17 protein-coding genes are annotated in these 15,643 nt (G+C 68.9%); 10 read left to right on the top strand and 7 right to left on the bottom strand.

What is annotated here, in order from left to right:
* Positions 1-67: 67 nt before the first annotated feature.
* The 5 genes from H0B54_RS16205 to argE are packed head-to-tail and all read left to right on the top strand — an operon-like array spanning position 68 to position 5,144.
* Positions 68-1,045 (top strand): ABC transporter permease, encoded by a 978-nt coding sequence (locus tag H0B54_RS16205; RefSeq protein ID WP_188261186.1) that lies wholly within the window; start codon positions 68-70, stop codon positions 1,043-1,045.
* The gene (locus tag H0B54_RS16200) at positions 1,042-1,944 is read left to right on the top strand and encodes an ABC transporter permease (RefSeq protein WP_188261185.1); all 903 of its coding nucleotides are present in this window, start codon (positions 1,042-1,044) and stop codon (positions 1,942-1,944) included. The genes H0B54_RS16205 and H0B54_RS16200 overlap by 4 nt, the downstream gene beginning before the upstream one ends.
* A gap of 13 nt (positions 1,945-1,957) precedes the next feature.
* Entirely contained in the window at positions 1,958-2,947 is a 990-nt protein-coding gene (locus H0B54_RS16195; protein WP_188261184.1) for an ABC transporter ATP-binding protein, read from the top strand.
* On the top strand, positions 2,944-3,951 hold the full coding sequence (locus tag H0B54_RS16190) for an ABC transporter ATP-binding protein (RefSeq protein ID WP_188261183.1): 1,008 nt from the start codon (positions 2,944-2,946) through the stop codon (positions 3,949-3,951). The genes H0B54_RS16195 and H0B54_RS16190 overlap by 4 nt, the downstream gene beginning before the upstream one ends.
* On the top strand, positions 3,948-5,144 hold the full coding sequence (argE, locus tag H0B54_RS16185; RefSeq protein WP_188261182.1) for an acetylornithine deacetylase: 1,197 nt from the start codon (positions 3,948-3,950) through the stop codon (positions 5,142-5,144). The genes H0B54_RS16190 and argE overlap by 4 nt, the downstream gene beginning before the upstream one ends.
* A gap of 171 nt (positions 5,145-5,315) precedes the next feature.
* Here argE and H0B54_RS16180 read toward each other — a convergent pair whose 3' ends face one another.
* Together H0B54_RS16180 and H0B54_RS16175 are read right to left on the bottom strand one after the other, a co-directional pair.
* Complete coding sequence (locus H0B54_RS16180; protein WP_094304109.1) at positions 5,316-5,573, bottom strand: hypothetical protein; 258 nt, start codon at positions 5,571-5,573, stop codon at positions 5,316-5,318.
* A 350-nt stretch (positions 5,574-5,923) separates the two neighbouring features.
* Positions 5,924-6,751: an SDR family oxidoreductase gene (locus H0B54_RS16175; protein WP_188261181.1), complete on the bottom strand. Its 828-nt coding sequence runs from the start codon at positions 6,749-6,751 to the stop codon at positions 5,924-5,926.
* A 169-nt stretch (positions 6,752-6,920) separates the two neighbouring features.
* On the opposite strand from H0B54_RS16175, the gene H0B54_RS16170 reads away from it, so the two are divergent.
* Positions 6,921-7,667, top strand: coding sequence for a hypothetical protein (locus H0B54_RS16170; RefSeq protein WP_188261180.1), 747 nt, complete (start codon positions 6,921-6,923; stop codon positions 7,665-7,667).
* The gene (locus H0B54_RS16165) at positions 7,664-8,656 is read left to right on the top strand and encodes a BMP family lipoprotein (RefSeq protein ID WP_188261179.1); all 993 of its coding nucleotides are present in this window, start codon (positions 7,664-7,666) and stop codon (positions 8,654-8,656) included. The genes H0B54_RS16170 and H0B54_RS16165 overlap by 4 nt, the downstream gene beginning before the upstream one ends.
* A 6-nt stretch (positions 8,657-8,662) precedes the next feature.
* On the opposite strand, the gene H0B54_RS16160 is transcribed toward H0B54_RS16165, so the two are convergent.
* Both H0B54_RS16160 and H0B54_RS16155 read right to left on the bottom strand, forming a co-directional pair.
* Positions 8,663-9,847, bottom strand: coding sequence for a pentapeptide repeat-containing protein (locus tag H0B54_RS16160; RefSeq protein ID WP_094304101.1), 1,185 nt, complete (start codon positions 9,845-9,847; stop codon positions 8,663-8,665).
* Positions 9,848-9,976: 129 nt separating this feature from the next.
* Positions 9,977-10,729: an isochorismatase family protein gene (locus H0B54_RS16155; RefSeq protein ID WP_188261178.1), complete on the bottom strand. Its 753-nt coding sequence runs from the start codon at positions 10,727-10,729 to the stop codon at positions 9,977-9,979.
* A 279-nt stretch (positions 10,730-11,008) separates the two neighbouring features.
* Between H0B54_RS16155 and H0B54_RS16150 the strand changes: the two genes are divergently transcribed.
* Both H0B54_RS16150 and H0B54_RS16145 read left to right on the top strand, forming a co-directional pair.
* Positions 11,009-11,569 (top strand): hypothetical protein, encoded by a 561-nt coding sequence (locus H0B54_RS16150; RefSeq protein ID WP_188261177.1) that lies wholly within the window; start codon positions 11,009-11,011, stop codon positions 11,567-11,569.
* On the top strand, positions 11,566-12,174 hold the full coding sequence (locus H0B54_RS16145) for a hypothetical protein (RefSeq protein ID WP_094304095.1): 609 nt from the start codon (positions 11,566-11,568) through the stop codon (positions 12,172-12,174). The genes H0B54_RS16150 and H0B54_RS16145 overlap by 4 nt, the downstream gene beginning before the upstream one ends.
* Before the next feature lie 54 nt (positions 12,175-12,228).
* Here the strand turns inward: H0B54_RS16145 and galU are convergent, their stop codons facing one another.
* The 3 genes from galU to H0B54_RS16130 all read right to left on the bottom strand — a co-directional run bounded on the left by galU (position 12,229) and on the right by H0B54_RS16130 (position 14,749).
* Positions 12,229-13,098, bottom strand: coding sequence for a UTP--glucose-1-phosphate uridylyltransferase GalU (gene galU / locus H0B54_RS16140; protein WP_094304093.1), 870 nt, complete (start codon positions 13,096-13,098; stop codon positions 12,229-12,231).
* A 133-nt stretch (positions 13,099-13,231) separates the two neighbouring features.
* On the bottom strand, positions 13,232-13,969 hold the full coding sequence (locus H0B54_RS29850) for a DnaJ domain-containing protein (RefSeq protein ID WP_188261176.1): 738 nt from the start codon (positions 13,967-13,969) through the stop codon (positions 13,232-13,234).
* 33 nt (positions 13,970-14,002) lie between these two features.
* A complete protein-coding gene (locus H0B54_RS16130) occupies positions 14,003-14,749 on the bottom strand; it encodes a VWA domain-containing protein (protein WP_188261175.1) in 747 nt (248 codons plus the stop codon).
* A 181-nt stretch (positions 14,750-14,930) separates the two neighbouring features.
* Here H0B54_RS16130 and H0B54_RS16125 point away from each other — a divergent pair, with 181 nt between their 5' ends.
* A complete protein-coding gene (locus tag H0B54_RS16125) occupies positions 14,931-15,641 on the top strand; it encodes an RluA family pseudouridine synthase (RefSeq protein WP_188261174.1) in 711 nt (236 codons plus the stop codon).
* The last annotated feature ends 2 nt before the right edge of the window (positions 15,642-15,643 follow it).

Genomic DNA, 15,643 nt, shown 5'->3' with positions numbered 1-15,643 from the left:
TCCCTCTCCCGGGTCGGGAGAGGGAGCGACGCTCCCTCATCCGTCTCACCCGCGGGGTAAAGGCGCCATGCTTGTCTTCATCCTCCGGCGGCTGGCGCAGAGCGCGGTCGTCGTGATGGCGATGTCGGTGCTGGTCTTCGCCGGCATTTTCGCCATCGGCAACCCCATCGACGTGCTCATCAGCCCCGAGGCCGACGAGTTCGAACGCGCCGCCGCCATCGCCCGGCTGGGGCTCGACAAGCCCATGCACGAGCAGTTCATCCGGTTCGTGGACAGCGCGCTCGGCGGCGACCTCGGCACCAGCTTCGTCCATGGGGTGCCGGCGCTCGGCCTCGTGCTGCAGCGCTTCCCGGCGACGCTGGAGCTGGCGCTTTGCGCCATGCTGGTGGCGGTGGTGCTGGGCATCCCGCTGGGGCTGTGGGCCGGGCTGAAGCCGGACTCCCTGGCCGGGAGGGTCATCATGACCGGCTCGATCCTCGGCTTCTCGCTGCCAACCTTCTGGGTGGGCATGATGCTCATCATGGCCTTTGCGGTGACTCTGGGCTGGCTGCCGGCGGGAGGGCGCGGCGAGACGGCCAGCCTGTTCGGCGTGCCGTGGAGCTTCCTGACCGCCGACGGGCTGACCCATCTGATCCTGCCCGCCGTCAATCTGGCCTTGTTCAAGCTGTCTCTGGTCATCCGTCTGGCCCGCGCCGGCACGCGGGAGGTCGCCTTGCAGGACTATGTGAAGTTCGCCCGCGCCAAGGGGCTGGCGCCCTCGCGGGTGGTCGGGGTGCACATCCTGAAGAACATCATGATCCCGGTGGTCACCGTCCTAGGGCTGGAGCTGGGCAGCGTCATCGCCTTCTCGGTGGTCACGGAATCGGTCTTCGCCTGGCCGGGCATGGGCAAGCTGCTGATCGACAGCATCCTCCAGCTCGACCGGCCGGTGGTGATCGCCTATCTGCTGGTGACGGTGCTGCTGTTCGTCGTCATCAACCTGATCGTCGATCTGGTCTATTCGCTGCTCGACCCGCGAATCCGGCTGGGTGGAGGACGGGCATGAGCACGGTTATGGCCAAGGCCCCGGCGGTCGAGACGCCCTTCCTGCGGCTGGCTCGGGACTTCGCGCGGTCGCGCACGGCGCTGGCCGGGCTGGCGGTGCTGGTGCTGATCGTGCTGGCCGCCCTGCTCGCCCGCTGGGTGGTGCCGCAGGACCCCTACGACCTCGCGCAACTGGATATCCTCGACAGCATGCTGGCGCCGGGGTCGCTGGGCGGCGGCGGCTGGACCTACTGGCTGGGCACCGACGACCAGGGGCGCGACATGCTGTCGGCCATCGTCTTCGGCCTGCGCACCAGCCTGCTGGTCGGGGTGGTCGCCACGCTGATCGCGCTCGCCGTCGGGGTGGCGGTCGGGCTGCTCGCCGCCTATGCGGGGGACCGGGTGGACGGGCTGGTCATGCGGCTGGTCGACATCCAGCTCTCCTTCCCGGCCATCCTGATCGCGCTGATCCTGCTGGCCCTGCTGGGCAAGGGGGTCGACAAGGTGATCGTCGCGCTGGCCGCCGTCCAGTGGGCCTACTACGCGCGCACCATCCGCGGCTCCGCCCTGGTGGAGCGGCGCAAGGAATACATCGAGGCTGCGCAGTGCCTGGCATTGCCCCACGGGCGGATCATGATGCGTCACCTGCTGCCCAACTGCCTGCCGCCGCTGATCGTCGTGGCCACGGTGCAGGTCGCCCACGCCATCGCGCTGGAGGCAACGCTGAGCTTCCTCGGCGTCGGCGTGCCGGTGACCCAGCCGTCGCTGGGGATGCTGATCGCGTCGGGCTACCAGTACATGCTCTCGGGCGACTACTGGGTCAGCCTGTTCCCCGGCCTCGCCCTGCTGGTCACCATCGTGGCGATCAATCTGGTCGGGGACCGGCTGCGCGACGTCCTCAACCCGCGGCTCAACCATTGAGAGGGGGCACGCGATGACCGAACCCCTGCTGCGCGTGGACGGGCTGAAGACCCATTTCCTCACCCGCGCCGGCACCGTGAAGGCGGTGGACGGGGTCGACCTGCGCCTCGACCGCGGCGAGATCCTCGGGCTGGTCGGCGAGTCCGGCTCCGGCAAGTCGGTGACCGGGCAGTCCATCCTCGGCCTCGTCGATCCGCCGGGGCGGGTGGTCGGCGGGCGGGTGCTGTTCCGGGGCGAGGATCTGGTGGGCGCCGGGGAGAAGCGGCTGCGCGCCATCCGCGGGCGGCGCATCGCCATGATCTTCCAGGACCCGATGATGACCCTGAACCCGGTGCTGAGCATCGGCACCCAGATGGTCGAGGCCGTGCAGGCCCATGAGACGGTCAGCCGGGCGGAGGCGTGGGAGCGCTCGCGCCGGGCGCTGGCCCGCGTCGGCATCGCCTCGCCCGACGAGCGGCTGGCGTCCTACCCGCACCAGTTCTCCGGCGGGATGCGCCAGCGCGTGGCCATCGCCATCGCGCTGCTGCACTCGCCGGACCTGATCATCGCCGACGAGCCGACCACCGCGCTCGACGTCACCATCCAGGCGCAGATCCTGTTCGAGGTGCAGAAGCTCTGCCGCGAGACGGGAACGGCGCTGATCTGGGTGACCCACGACCTCGCCGTCGTGTCGGCTTTGGCCGACCGGGTGGCGGTGATGTACGCGGGCCGGGTGGTGGAGACCGGGACGGTGGCGGAGATCATCGGCAACCCGCGCCACCCCTACACCCGCGGCCTTCTGGAGTCGGTGCCCAGCCGCAACCGGCGGGGCGTGCCGCTGCGCTCCATCCCCGGCATGACGCCATCCGTCCTCGACCTGCCGGAGGGCTGCGCCTTCCGCCCGCGCTGCGATCGGTCCACCGGAGCCTGTACAGCGATGCCCGAACTGATGGGAGACCGGGAGGATCGGGCTTGGCGCTGCTGGAACCCCGTCGGAGCCGAAGCGCGGGGAGACGCCGCATGACCACCGCTCCCATCATCGAGCTGAACGGGCTGACCAAGCGCTTCTCGCGCAAGCTGGACGTGGTGGAGCGCTTCGCCCGCCGGCTGGGGGCGGCCATCGACGACCGGGCGGTGCAGGCGGTCAGCGGCGTGGACCTGTCCATCGCCGAGGGCGAGGTGGTCGGGCTGGTCGGTGAATCCGGCTGCGGCAAGAGCACGCTGGGCCGCATGGTCGCTGGCATCCTGCCGCCGAGCGCCGGCACCCTGCGCTGGCGCGGCCGCGACCTGCGGGAGTTGTCGCCGGCCGACCGCCACCACGCCAACCTGAAGATCCAGATGGTCTTCCAGGACCCCATGGCCTCGCTCAACCCGCGCCTGCGCGTGGCGGACATTGTCGGCGAGGCTCCGGTGGTCCACGGGCTGGTTCCCCGGCGGGAGGCGGAGGCGTATGTGGCCGCGACGCTGCGGCAGGTCGGGCTGGACCCCGCCTATCTGCGGCGCTACCCGCACCAGTTCTCCGGCGGTCAGAGGCAGCGCATCGGCATCGCCCGCGCGCTGGCGGTGAAGCCGGACGTGCTGGTCTGCGACGAGTCCGTCGCGGCGCTCGACGTGTCGATCCAGGCGCAGATCATCAATCTGTTCATGCGCCTGCGCGCGGAGCTGTCGCTCACCTATCTCTTCATCAGCCACGACCTGGGCGTCGTGGAACACATTTCCGACCGCACCGCGATCATGTATCTTGGACGGATCGTGGAGTTGGCCCCGACACCGGAGCTGTTCGACAAACCCAATCATCCCTATGCCAAGGCGCTGTTGGACGAGGCGCCGCGCGTGTCCGTGGAGAAGCGGCGGTTCGCGCCGATCCGCGGAGAGATTCCATCGCCCCTCGACCCGCCGTCGGGCTGCGCCTTTCACCCGCGCTGCCCTCACGCGATGCCACGCTGTTCGGCGGAACGCCCGGCCCTGCGCGAGATCGCGCCCCGGCGCTGGTCCGCCTGCCATCTGAACGAAACCACAGGTCCATGATGCCCTCACCCGATCCCGCCGGCCCTTCCGCGTGCAGCCCGCGCACGCTGGAGCTGCTGCGCGACCTGATCGCCTTCGACACGACCAGCCGCAACTCCAACCTCGACCTGATCCACTACATCCGCGACCACCTCGCGGCGCTGGGGGTGTCCAGCACGCTGGTGTTCAACGAGGAGCGGACCAAGGCCAATCTCTACGCCACCATCGGCCCGATGGACCGCGGCGGCGTCTGCCTGTCCGGCCACACCGACGTGGTGCCGGTGGACGACCAGGACTGGTCCAGCGATCCCTTCACCCTGACGGAGCGCGACGGCAAGCTGTTCGGGCGCGGCACGGCGGACATGAAGGGCTTCATCGCGGCGGCGCTGGCCATGGCGCCGGACTTCCTGGCCGCCAACCTGACGACGCCGGTCCATTACGCCTTCTCCTACGACGAGGAACTGGGCTGCCTCGGCGTGCCCGGCCTGCTGACCCAGCTCGCCGGGATGGCGGTCAAGCCGCGTCTGTGCATCGTCGGGGAGCCGACGCGGATGCGGGTGATCGTCGGCCACAAGGGCAAGGTGGCGCTGCGCTGCCGCGTCCACGGCCACGCCTGCCACTCCTCGCTCGCCCCGCAGGGGGTGAACGCGGTGGAGTATGCGGCGGAACTGGTGTCCTTTCTGCGCGGCATGGGCCGCCGTTTCGCCGAGCAGGGGCCGTTCGACTACGACTACGACATACCTTACACCACGGTGCACACCGGTGTGATGGAGGGCGGCACGGCCCGCAACATCGTCCCCTCCGACGCCTCCTTCGAGTTCGAGATCCGGCATCTCGCCGACCATCCCGTGGCGCCGATGCTGAAGGAGCTGCGGGACTTCGCCAAGACGCTGGAGCCGGAGATGCGCGCCGTCCGCCATGATGCCGGGTTCTCCTGGGAAACGCTGTCGGACAGCCCGGCGCTCGACACCCCGCCGGAGTCGGAGGAGGTGACGCTGGTCAAGAACCTTGCGGAGCAGAACGGCCACGGCAAGGTGGCCTTCGGCACGGAGGGCGCGCTGTTCACCAGCATCGCCAACATCCCCGCCGTGGTCTGCGGCCCCGGCGACATCGAGCAGGCCCACAAGCCCGACGAGTATGTGGAGCTGAGCGAACTCGCCCGCGCCGAGCGCTTCCTGCACCGTCTGAAGGACGCCGCGAAGAAGGGGCTATGATGCCGTCCCTTCTCCCCCCTGGGGAGAAGGTTATGATGAGGGGGGCGCCGAAGGCGCTCCGCTTGCGCATAAGGGGTTTTTAATCCGCCCTACCAGGCGTAACGCCCCCTCACCCAGCCCTCTCCCCAGGGGGGAGAGGGTTCTTCCAGGAGGGTGCTTCAGAGGTTTCCGTCAGTGGACCTCCACGCTGACGATGGCCGGCAGGGTGCGCAGGAAGTCGGCACCCGTGTCGGTCGCCTCGACGACGAGGTGACCGCAGCGGTCGTGCCCGCGCAGGCGGGCCTCCGCGCCCATGCCGGCGGTGCGCAGCACCTCCGACAGGTCGGACACCGCGGTGCGGACCCAGGCCCGATGCTCGGCCATGCTCTTGTAGGCTGTTGCTTCCGACTGATTCAGGGTGACGGTAAAGGTGTGCAGCTCGATGGTCATAAGAGCTCCGGAATGAACCGATTGTTCTGGGACAAGCTCAGTGTTTGACGCTGTTCGAGCATCCGCTCCGCCCCAACCGGGCGGCGTGTGAAAACAAGGCTGGAAAGGGACGTGCGGACACTTGCCGGTTGGCGGATTGAAGCCGGGGATCAGCCGATCGGCGAAAAGGGTCCCTTTCGATTTGGGGAGCAAACAAACCGCAGTGTAATCGAAACCGGCGGCCGACGCTTGTGATATCGTGGGAACGCTGCCCTGCACAAGGCGCGTTCACTCTGGGCAAAAGAGGGGCGCGAAAGGGGTAGATCCGGCACGGCCACCCCGCAACGCTTCACGGCTCCGTCGGACCGTCCTCAATCCAGGAAGATGTCCGGCGCCAGCGGGGCGCCCGGTTTGACCGCGTAGGACTCCAGGTCGGTGACGCCCTCCTCCGCCAGCACTTCGTCGTCGATGAAGAAGTGGCCGGTGCAGGTCCTCGCGTCGCGGGTCAGGATGGCGTGGGCGGAGTCGGCCAGGATCTCCGGCTTGCGGCAGTTGTCGAACTCCGCCGCGCCCTTCAGCATGGCGATGGCCGCCGTGCCGATGATCGTGCGCGGCCACAGCGAGTTCACGGCCACCTTGCCGCGAAACTCCGCGCTCATGCCCAGCGTGCACAGGCTCATCGCGTATTTGGCGATGGTGTAGGCGGTGTGGTGCTGGAACCAGCGCGGATTGAGGTTCAGCGGCGGCGACAGGGTCAGGATATGTGGATTCTCCGCCTTGAGCAGATGCGGCAGGCAGGCCTGGGAGCAGGCGAAGGTGCCCCGCCCGTTGACCCCCATCATCAGGTCCCAGCGCTTCAGCGGGGTGTCCAGCGTGCCGGTCAGGCTGATCGCGCTGGCGTTGTTGACCAGGATGTCGATGCCGCCAAACGCCTCCACCGCACGGGCCACCGCCTCGGCCACCTGGGCGTCGTCGCGGATGTCGCAGAGGATCGGCAGCCCCTTGCCGCCGGCGGCCTCGATCTCCTCCGCGGCGGAGAAGATGGTGCCGGGCAGCTTGGGGTGCGGTTCCGACGTCTTGGCGGCGATGACGACGTTGGCGCCGTCGCGGGCGGCGCGCAGCGCGATCGCCTTGCCGATGCCCCGGCTGGCGCCGGTGATGAACAGGGTCTTGCCCTTCAACGTGCGCGCGTCCGTCATGTCGCGTCCCTCCCCATGTTTCTTCCGCCGCAGCCGGCCGGTTGTCGGCGATGCTAGCACACATCCCCCGGGGCTCGTCCATACGCATGCGTCATTCAATTAACCTATGCGTCAATGCACCCTTCCCGTCTAGACTGCGCCTGCCCCTCTCGTTCGGGAGTTCAGGTCGGTGCGCCGTCACATCCTCGCCCTCGCGCTGATCCTCGGCTCCGCGCCCGCCTTTGCGCAGGCCGTGGCGCAGCACCTGTTCTTCGAGGCCGTGCCGGCAAGCGCCCCGTCCGGCGCGTCCTACGACGCGCGGCAACGCCTGACCGAGCGCGCCCGGACCGAGCTGCTGCCCGCCATTCTCGACGCCGCTGGCCTGGATGGAGCGGGAGCGGTCGCCGACCCGCGGATGGGCGGTTACCGGCTCCACACCAACCCGTCGCTCCACATGACGTTGCGGCTGGAGGACGCGCCCGCCGACCGGCTGGCCGGGGCCATCGCTTGGAGCTTCTCGCAGGAGAGCGTCCTGGTGGCGGACTTCGACAGCGCGGACGGCACCACCGGCTACGCCCTGGTCCGCTTTCCCGCGGGCAGCTTGACGCCGGACCGCGCCCAGCGCTTCTTCCTCGCCGCGGGGGCGGAGCACGAGGGGCTGGGCGGCGGCTACACCGCCTTTGGCGACACGCTGCTGTTCCTGAATCTGCGCGGCGACGACGGGACGCCCGACAGCGGCCTCACCGACGAGGCCTTCACAAAGTTCCTGCGCCGCGCCGCTGCCGCCTTCCCCGGCGCGGTCCTGGCCGCGACCGGGCGCGCCGATGCCCGGCTTGTCCTCCAGCCGCCCCAGCCTGACAACCCTGCCCTCGCCCTGCTGCGGGCCCTGCACGCGGCGCTGGTGTCCGAAACCCTGACCACCGAGCCCGCCCGATGACGACCCGCCTCCCCCGCCGCTCCGTCCTGGCGCTGGGCGCCGCCGGCCTCGCCACGCTGGCCGCTCCGGCGCGGGCGCAGGACTTCGCTCCGGGACTGCTCTACGCGGTCGGGCAGAAGTTCGACAAGAGCTTCAACGAGGGCGCCTTCACCGGAGCGGAGCGGTTCAAGGACGCCACCGGGGTCGCCTACCGCGACTATCTGCCCGCCAGCACGGCGCAGTTCGATCAAGCGGTGGCCGCCCTCCTGCGCCGCGGCGTGACCGACCTCGCGCTGATCGGCTTCTACTACGCCGCCCCGCTCGCCAGTCTCGCCCCGAAACACCCCGCCGTCCGCTTCACCCTCGTCGATGCGGTGGTGGATGCGCCAAACGTCCAGTCCGTGACCTTCAAGGAGCAGGAGGGGTCCTTCCTCGTCGGCATGCTGGCGGCCATGGCCTCGCGGACGGGAACGGTCGGCTTCATCGGGGCGCTGGACATCCCGCTGATCCGCAAATTCATCGCCGGTTTCCAGCAGGGCGCCCGCCACGCCCGCCCGGACATCGGCCTGCTGGTCAATTTCGTCGGCACCACCCCCGCCGCCTTCAACGACCCCACGACCGGGGCGGAGGTGGCGAAGGCCCAGTTCCAGCGCGGCGCCGACGTGGTGTTCGCCGGGGCCGGCGTGTCCAACTTCGGCATCTTCGCCGCGGCCAAGGACGGCGGGCGCCTCGCCATCGGCGTCGACAGCAATCAGAACCATCTCTACCCCGGCACCATCCTGACCTCGATGCTGAAACGGGTGGATCTGGCGGTGGAGCGCGCCTTCGGGGAGGGCCGCAGCGGCGCCTGGAGCCCCGGCCAGCGCGCCCTGGGGCTGGCCGAGCGCGGCGTCGACTACGCGCTGGACGACAACAACCGCGCGCTGGTCACCCCCGCCATGCGCGACCGTCTGGAGGAGGCGCGCGAGGCCATCATCCAGCGCCGCATCAGGGTCGCGGAGAGCCCGTAGCCACCTTCAGGCGTATTGCGGCTCGACCCCGACGGCGAAGCTCAGGTCGGCGCCGCGCAGCGTTTCCGCCGTGGCGCGGATGCGCGTCAGGTCGGTGCCGTGCAGGATCGCCCGGGCGAGGCTGGTGTCGCGCAGATCGGCGCCGGTCAGGCTGGCCTCGGCGAGGTTGGTCGGCCACAGGCGGCTGCCGTCCCCGGCCAGATCCACCGGGCGCAATCGCGCCCGCCACAGCTTAGCCCCCGCCAGATTGGCCCCCCGCAGGTTGCAGCCGGACAGGTCGGCGCTGGTGAAGTCCGCTTCGCGCAGGTCGCAGTAGGACAGATCCGCCATGACCAGCTTCGCCCCGGAGAAATCCGTCCCCCGCAACCCGCAGAAGCGCATCACGCAGCCCGCCAGGAGTTGGTTGGCGAAGTTGTAGCCGCGCAGGTCGACGCGCTGCATCTCCAGCCGCAGGCCGGCGGCGGCGTTGCGCTCGACCCAGAGCTGGTGGGCGGAAATGCTGTCGGCCATCCGCCCGGCGAGGCTGACCAGACCGGTGCCGTCGACGTCGATGCCGCGCCGTTCCAGCGTCTGGCGCAGCTCGTCGTCCAGCCGGGCGCCGCACAGCAGGGCGCCCTGCATCTCCACCCGCTCCATCACCGCGCCGATCAGATTGGCGCCGATCAGGATCGTCCCGGTCATGTCGCTGCCGGAGAAGGTCGCCCCGGCCATGTCGCAGCCGGAGAAGTCGCACTGCGCCAGACGGGCGTCGGACAGGATGGCGCGAGCCATCTTGGACCCAATGAAGGTGGTGCTGCCGTCGGCGTTGCCCGCCGGCTTGCGCTCATCCGCGCCCAGCATCATGCCCTTGCGCAGATCGGCGCCGCGCAGGTTGGCCTCCTCCAGCTTGGCGCCCTCCACCCGCGCACCGCGCAGATCGGCGCTTTCCAGCGAGGCGCCGGTGAGGTCGGCCTTGGACAGGTCGGCGCCGAACAGGTCGGTGCGCGACAGGTCGGCGCCGTTCAGCCGGGCGCTGTTCAGGTTCGCCCCGCTGAGCTTGGCGCTGCTGAGGTTGATGCGGCGCAGCCCCAGGCCCGAGAGGTTGTGGAAGCTGAGGTCGGCGCAGCGCCCCTTCATGCTGGGGTCACGCGTCAGCCACTGCTGATGCCGGACCAGCGCGTTGCGGATCGCCCTCAGATATCGCTCTTCCACGTGCGACGTCTCCGCGCCGTCCAGCCGTTTCCGCCGGCATCGCACGCCGGTTGAACGATCGGGACCCTTGCCACGCTGGGATGTTACCAGAGCCGCTCGGAAAAAGCGAAAGCCCTGATCCGACTCGCCTCAGCGCAGCGTATCGACCAGCCGCGCCCCCCGCGACGCCATCATGTAGAGACCCATGTGGTGCGCCGGCTCCTGCGGGTGGGCCGCCGTCTCCGGCAGGCCAAGCTCCTGCGCCGTTTCCGCCGGCAGGTCGTAGGTGGCGCAGCCCGGCTCGTAGACCACCACGTCCTTCAGCGTGGGCATCATGCCGTGGTTGCGCGCGGACAGCAGGGTCAGGACGAAATCCATCACGCACACGTCGGTGCAGATGCCGACGGTGACGACCGACGCCAGCCGGTTGCCGTTGACCCAGTCCACCAGCCGGTTGCGTCCCGCCTTGCCAGCCGCGCCCAGTTCGGTCGCGCCGATGAAGAAATTGATGCAGTCCTTGGCGATCAAGGTCGCCGACGGTTCCGACTCGAGCCAGGCCAGTTCGGACACCAGCTCGTCATGGCCGGTGCCGATCAGGCAGTGCGGGGGATAGGGCGGCTCCGGCTTGTCCGGGGCGTGGCGGTCCAGCGAGGCGCAGATCGGCCAGCCGGCCCCGGCGAAGCGGCGGGCCAGACGGTCCGTCTCGGCGATCATGCGGTCGACTTGGGCGTTCGGCGCCGCCGGGGCGAGCGGACCGCAACCGACGGCGGCGAAGCCCTTCACCTCGTCGATGATCACCAGCCCGGTGCCCCCGGCGGGCATCGCGTAGTCGCCGAGCGCCACCGGGAAGGTGCGGCGGATGGTGTCCAGCGCCTCGTCGCTGCGAGTCATCAGGTCGAGCATGGGGCCTCCCCTTGAAATGTGGAAATGTCAGTCCCGTGACCGAAGATGCACAACATTTCAGGACTGTGTCCAAGCACTGCGACATTGTGGCCGAACGCTTGCGCATGGGTCCGAAAAGATCAATGGAATTCAGCCAGATCGACCGTTTGTTGCAACCGCGCGACATATTCCTGTCTGCATCCGGAGGGCCGTGCGACGGAATACCGCGGTGCCAAGTCGTAAATCCCGGTCCTCAATAAAGGAGATGCGAAGCTTCCGCCGCAACCATAAGGTACACCAATGGTTCTATCGGCCGAGTTCCTGGGCATGCTTCTGCTGGTCACCAGCGCCGCGGCGCTCGGCCTGTCCATCGTCATCGACGTCGGGCAGATCACGTCGGAGAAGGCGCGCCAGACCATGATGATGCGCCAGCACGACCGTAAGAAGACGGCGCTGGGCGAATGGACCCGCAAGCTGGAACAGCGGCAGGAGGAAATGACCGCCTTCCAGGCCCGCACCACCGAATGCAACGGGCGACGGCAGAAGGCGCTGTCGGAAATCAGGGCGCTGGAACTCACCAAGGTGGAGTTCGTGCACGAACTGGGCGATGGCGAGGAGGCCGGTTGTTTCTGGGTCCGGCTGACCGTGCAGGACGAGTTCCCCTCCATCGAACGGCGCGACGTGATCTTCGCCCGCCAGATCTGGAGCTATTCGAACGTCGCCCATGTCTGGACCTATTCCGTCGATCAGGCGGCGGCGATGGCACGCGTCGCCTTCACCGTTAAGAACGGCGTCCTGCCGACCATGGTCGTCCCCCTCGCCCAGGCACCCGACCCCGACGCGGAAGGAGCCTCCGCATGACCGGGATGATGCTCTATCTCAGCCTTGGGCTGATGGTGCTGACGGTGCTGTCCAACCGCTATTGGCGGCGGCAGTTGGAAGGTCTGCGGCAGGCGCAGCTGCGCATCCGCGAGAAGATGGAGGAGGTGGGCAAGGACGTGGAGGACATCGCCACCGCCTATTCCCAGGTCGCCCAGAAGCATGCCGAGGCCGAGAAGCGCGCTCTGAAGGCGGAACAGGACATGCAGGCCGCCCTGAACGAGCTGGATGCCAAGCAGGCGGCGCCGATCGTGCGCTACCACGTCTTCGACCGTTCCGAGCCCCGCCCGGGCCGGTTCTGGGAAGCCGCGGTGCGTCACGTGCCGAGCGACGCCACGGTGATGACCGGGCAACGTGGCTGGGTGGGCATCCGCCGCTGTCTTCTCACCGCCGAAACCGAACGGGAAGTGCGCGAGCGCGTCAGCGCCCGCTACCCGCGCAAGGCCGGATTCCAGGTGTTGGAGGTGGTGCCCTGCCGGGTCGCCGGCCTGTCGGTGAACCGAATCCCCGAACTCAGCACCTTCCGCCGCTCCGCCCCGCCGGAGGAAGCCGCGCGGCCTCCCCGCCGGGCCGCCGGCGGCCGTTGAGAGCGCTCGGCCGGCGGGAAAAGGGCAACGCCCCCTCCCCGTCGGCCGCCCGCATCAGCAGTATTTGCGCAGCATCTCGCGGACCTTGTCCGCCATGTCCGGACGCTTCAGCGCGTGGGCCAGCGTGGCCTCGATGAAGCCGACCTTGTCGCCGCAGTCGTAGCGGGTGCCTTCGAAGCGCAGGCCATGGAAGGGCTGCGTGCCGATCAGCTTGGCCATGGCGTCGGTCAGCTGGATCTCGTTGCCGGCGCCGCGCTGCTGCTTCTCCAGATGATCGAACACCTCCGGCTGCAGGATGTAGCGGCCGATGATCGACAGGGTGGAGGGCGCCTCTTCCGGCTTCGGCTTCTCGACGAGGCCGCGGACGGTGGCCAGACGGCCGTCGTCCTTCTCGACGTCGAGGATGCCGTAGCTGCTGGTCCGCTCGCGCGGGACGTCCACCACGGCGACGATGTTGCCGCCCACCTCGTTGTAGGCCTCCACCATCTGCTTCAGGCAGGGGGTGTCGCCCTGGACGAAGTCGTCGGGCAGGACGATGGCGAAGGGGTCGTTGCCGATGACCGCCCGCGCGCACCACACCGCGTGGCCAAGGCCCAACGGGACCTGCTGGCGCGTGTAGAAGCAGCGGCCCGGTGCGATCTCGCTGTCGCGCACCACCTCGAGGGCGTCCTGCTTGCCGCGCTCCTCAAGGGTGCGGTTCAGTTCCGTGTCGGTGTCGAAATGGTCTTCGATGGCGCGCTTGCTGCGGCCGGTGACGAACACGAAATCCTCGATGCCGGCGGCCCGCGCCTCTTCCACGGCATGCTGAAGCAGAGGCCGGTCGACCAAAGGCAGCATTTCCTTCGGAATCGCCTTGGTGGCCGGCAGAAAGCGCGTACCGAGACCGGCGACGGGGAACACCACCTTGCGCACAGGCTTTCGCATTGGGGTTCTCTTGTGGTTGCTTGAGGAAATACTTCGAATATGGAGACGATTCGCAGGTTTGCAAAACGCTCGTCCAGCTTTCTGCCACAGAGAATTCGGTGGCGCAACTCCCCTTCCGTAACCCGGCAAAAGGTTAGTTGCGCAGCAGCAAATCCTTCGCTTGGTTGATCTTGGCTGCCAAATAGGTGGACCCCCCATGATCTGGGTGCACTTTCATCATCAGCCGTCGGTGCGCATCCTTTACCTGTTCGGGTGTGGCTCCGGGCGACAGCCCCAAAATATCATAGGCCTCGTCGCGGGTCATAGAACCGCCACCACGACCGCCGCCACTGTCCTTCGAACCGGGACCGTTCGTGTCCCCAGCGGATTTTTCTTCGGTGGTCTGCCAGCCGGGATGCGCGCGCTCCAGCCACGCTTCCAGGACGGAAGCCGATTGCGGATCGTCGCGCCGGCAATCCTCCAGCAGCACCAGCAATTGCCCCAGCGTCAGCGACTCCAGCGTCCTCCCGCGCCACGGCCCGTGCAGCACCTCCCCCACCATCGCTCCGGTGTCGTGCTGCAGCGTCATCCGCAGATAGAGCGTCTCGATCTGCGAGGTCTGCCCGCTGCCCGCAGACCTGTAGGAGGACGGGCGGAAGGCGTCGCGCAGCGTCCGCCAGCGCGTCAGCAGCGGAAAGGCCAGCGCACCCAGCATCATGGCGGTGCCCAGACGCCCGGTCAGGGTCAGGATGACGACCGTCACGGCCGCCAGCGCGATGCCGCCATAGCGCACCGCCGTGGCCAGCGTGCGCGGGTCCGCGGACACGAAGACGCGGGCCAGTATGGCGAGACCGGCCACCAGAGCGATGCCCAGGAGAAAAAACCCAAACATCCCGCTCTGCCCCATCTCTAGCCGAGTCCTGCCCTATGATGCATGGGTCTGCCCCCCGCGTCCCCCCTGACCGCTTTCGAGCTGGCTGGTGAGAAGCCGCACCGCGTCGCCCCGCCCGCGGCTGTAATGCTCCAGCGCCGCCCGGCCGCCCGCCGCGTAGACGGCGACCGCGCTCAGCAGGTCCCGCAATTGCTGGGCGGACGAGCCGTCGAACGGGCAATAGGCGCCGCCGCTCAGCCGCGCGATGGTCTGGAAGGCGCGTTTGGCGATCAGGTCCCCACGCTCGTGGAAGATGAAGACCGGGACGCCCAGCAGCCCCAACTGGCCCGCCTGATGGGCGAGCTGATCGACGTCCTCCTCCATGCAGTCGCCGACGAAGACCAGCGCGTTGACCTTACGGTCCCGGGTCTGCTTGATGCAGTGCCCCAGCACGCGCGCGATCTGGGTTTGTCCGGCCATACAGGACACCGCGGTCATCCGCCGCAGCAGGTCCTGCGCGTTGCAGACCCACGGGCTGGCCTGGCATTCGCGGAATCCTCGGTAATAGACGAGCTGGATGTCCAGCCCGCCCAGCGCGGAGGTCGCCTGGAACATTTCTCCCTGGATCTGGCAGGCGCGGTCCCAAGTCGGCTCGCGGCTGGCCGTGGCGTCCATGGCGAACATCAGCCGCCCGCGCGGTCCACTCGGCGCCCGCGGCAGGGCGGCGACGCGGCGCAGAAAATCATCCACCTCGGTCTGGGTGGACCGCTGCTGCGCCGGCAGATTGTCGCGTTCCCCCATCGCCCGTATCCCTTCGCCACGGTGAGTCGTCATTCCGTAAAGATGGGCGGCGTGGCGGCATGGGTCCAGACTTGTCCACGGCGCCGCTCGTTGGGCAACAAGGCGTGCGCCGATGTGGTTCCGCGACGCGGAACAGCCGGCGGGCTTGCCCCTCCCGCCGCGCCGTGCTTGGGTGCCGCCCATGAGCGACGCCGGTACCACCTTCACCCCCGCCACGCTGCGCGCCCGAATCCTGCACGAGGACGAGGACGTGTTCATCATCGACAAGCCCGCCGGGCTGGCCGTGCACAAGGCCGGGCGGATCACCGACCATCTCGACCTCTACCTGCCCTTCCTGGCGGAGGGGGACGGCACGCCGCCGCGGCTGGCCCACCGGCTGGACCGCGACACGGCGGGCTGCCTTGTGCTCGGGCGGTCGCTTTGGGCGCTGAAGCGGCTGGGCGACATGTTCGCCGCCGGCCATGTCGAGAAGACCTATTGGGCGGTCAGCGAGGGCGTCCCGGAGGCGGCGGAGGGGGTCATCGACTTCCCTCTGCTGAAGCTGCTGATCCCTGGCGCCTGGAACATCGTGACGCACCCCACCGGCCAGCCCGCCGTCACCCAGTACAAGGTGCTGGGAACCGGCAACGGGCGGGCATGGCTGGAGCTGAGGCCACGGACCGGGCGCACGCACCAGCTTCGCGTCCACAGCGCGGCCATCGGCTGCCCGCTGGTGGGGGAGCCCTATTACGGCCCGGTGCGCGTGCCGCCGGGAAACCTGCATCTGCTGGCGCGGTCGGTCACCTTCACCATGGCCTTCGACCGCGAACCGGTCACCGCCCTGGCGCCACCCCCGCCGCACATGTGGGACGCTCTGGCCGCCTGCGGCTGGACGGAACAAAGCGGGACGTAACA

Source organism: Azospirillum tabaci, assembly GCF_014596085.1.
GTDB lineage: Bacteria > Pseudomonadota > Alphaproteobacteria > Azospirillales > Azospirillaceae > Azospirillum > Azospirillum tabaci.
The sequence above is the reverse complement of the archived record's forward strand: the minus strand, read 5'-3'. Positions and strand labels throughout refer to the sequence as shown.

What these genes read in the sequence shown, in the direction of transcription:
- H0B54_RS16190 (WP_188261183.1), top strand. Translation starts at nt 2,944, where the DNA reads ATGACCACCGCTCCCATCATCGAGCTGAACGGGCTGACCAAGCGCTTC.
- H0B54_RS16205 (WP_188261186.1), top strand. Translation starts at nt 68, where the DNA reads ATGCTTGTCTTCATCCTCCGGCGGCTGGCGCAGAGCGCGGTCGTCGTG.
- H0B54_RS16180 (WP_094304109.1), bottom strand. Translation starts at nt 5,573, where the DNA reads ATGACCATCGAGCTGCACACCTTTACCGTCACCCTGAATCAGTCGGAA.
- H0B54_RS16130 (WP_188261175.1), bottom strand. Translation starts at nt 14,749, where the DNA reads ATGGGGGAACGCGACAATCTGCCGGCGCAGCAGCGGTCCACCCAGACC.
- H0B54_RS16125 (WP_188261174.1), top strand. Translation starts at nt 14,931, where the DNA reads ATGAGCGACGCCGGTACCACCTTCACCCCCGCCACGCTGCGCGCCCGA.
- H0B54_RS16150 (WP_188261177.1), top strand. Translation starts at nt 11,009, where the DNA reads ATGGTTCTATCGGCCGAGTTCCTGGGCATGCTTCTGCTGGTCACCAGC.
- H0B54_RS16200 (WP_188261185.1), top strand. Translation starts at nt 1,042, where the DNA reads ATGAGCACGGTTATGGCCAAGGCCCCGGCGGTCGAGACGCCCTTCCTG.
- H0B54_RS16195 (WP_188261184.1), top strand. Translation starts at nt 1,958, where the DNA reads ATGACCGAACCCCTGCTGCGCGTGGACGGGCTGAAGACCCATTTCCTC.
- H0B54_RS16165 (WP_188261179.1), top strand. Translation starts at nt 7,664, where the DNA reads ATGACGACCCGCCTCCCCCGCCGCTCCGTCCTGGCGCTGGGCGCCGCC.
- H0B54_RS16155 (WP_188261178.1), bottom strand. Translation starts at nt 10,729, where the DNA reads ATGCTCGACCTGATGACTCGCAGCGACGAGGCGCTGGACACCATCCGC.
- H0B54_RS29850 (WP_188261176.1), bottom strand. Translation starts at nt 13,969, where the DNA reads ATGTTTGGGTTTTTTCTCCTGGGCATCGCTCTGGTGGCCGGTCTCGCC.
- galU (WP_094304093.1), bottom strand. Translation starts at nt 13,098, where the DNA reads ATGCGAAAGCCTGTGCGCAAGGTGGTGTTCCCCGTCGCCGGTCTCGGT.
- H0B54_RS16175 (WP_188261181.1), bottom strand. Translation starts at nt 6,751, where the DNA reads ATGACGGACGCGCGCACGTTGAAGGGCAAGACCCTGTTCATCACCGGC.
- H0B54_RS16145 (WP_094304095.1), top strand. Translation starts at nt 11,566, where the DNA reads ATGACCGGGATGATGCTCTATCTCAGCCTTGGGCTGATGGTGCTGACG.
- argE (WP_188261182.1), top strand. Translation starts at nt 3,948, where the DNA reads ATGATGCCCTCACCCGATCCCGCCGGCCCTTCCGCGTGCAGCCCGCGC.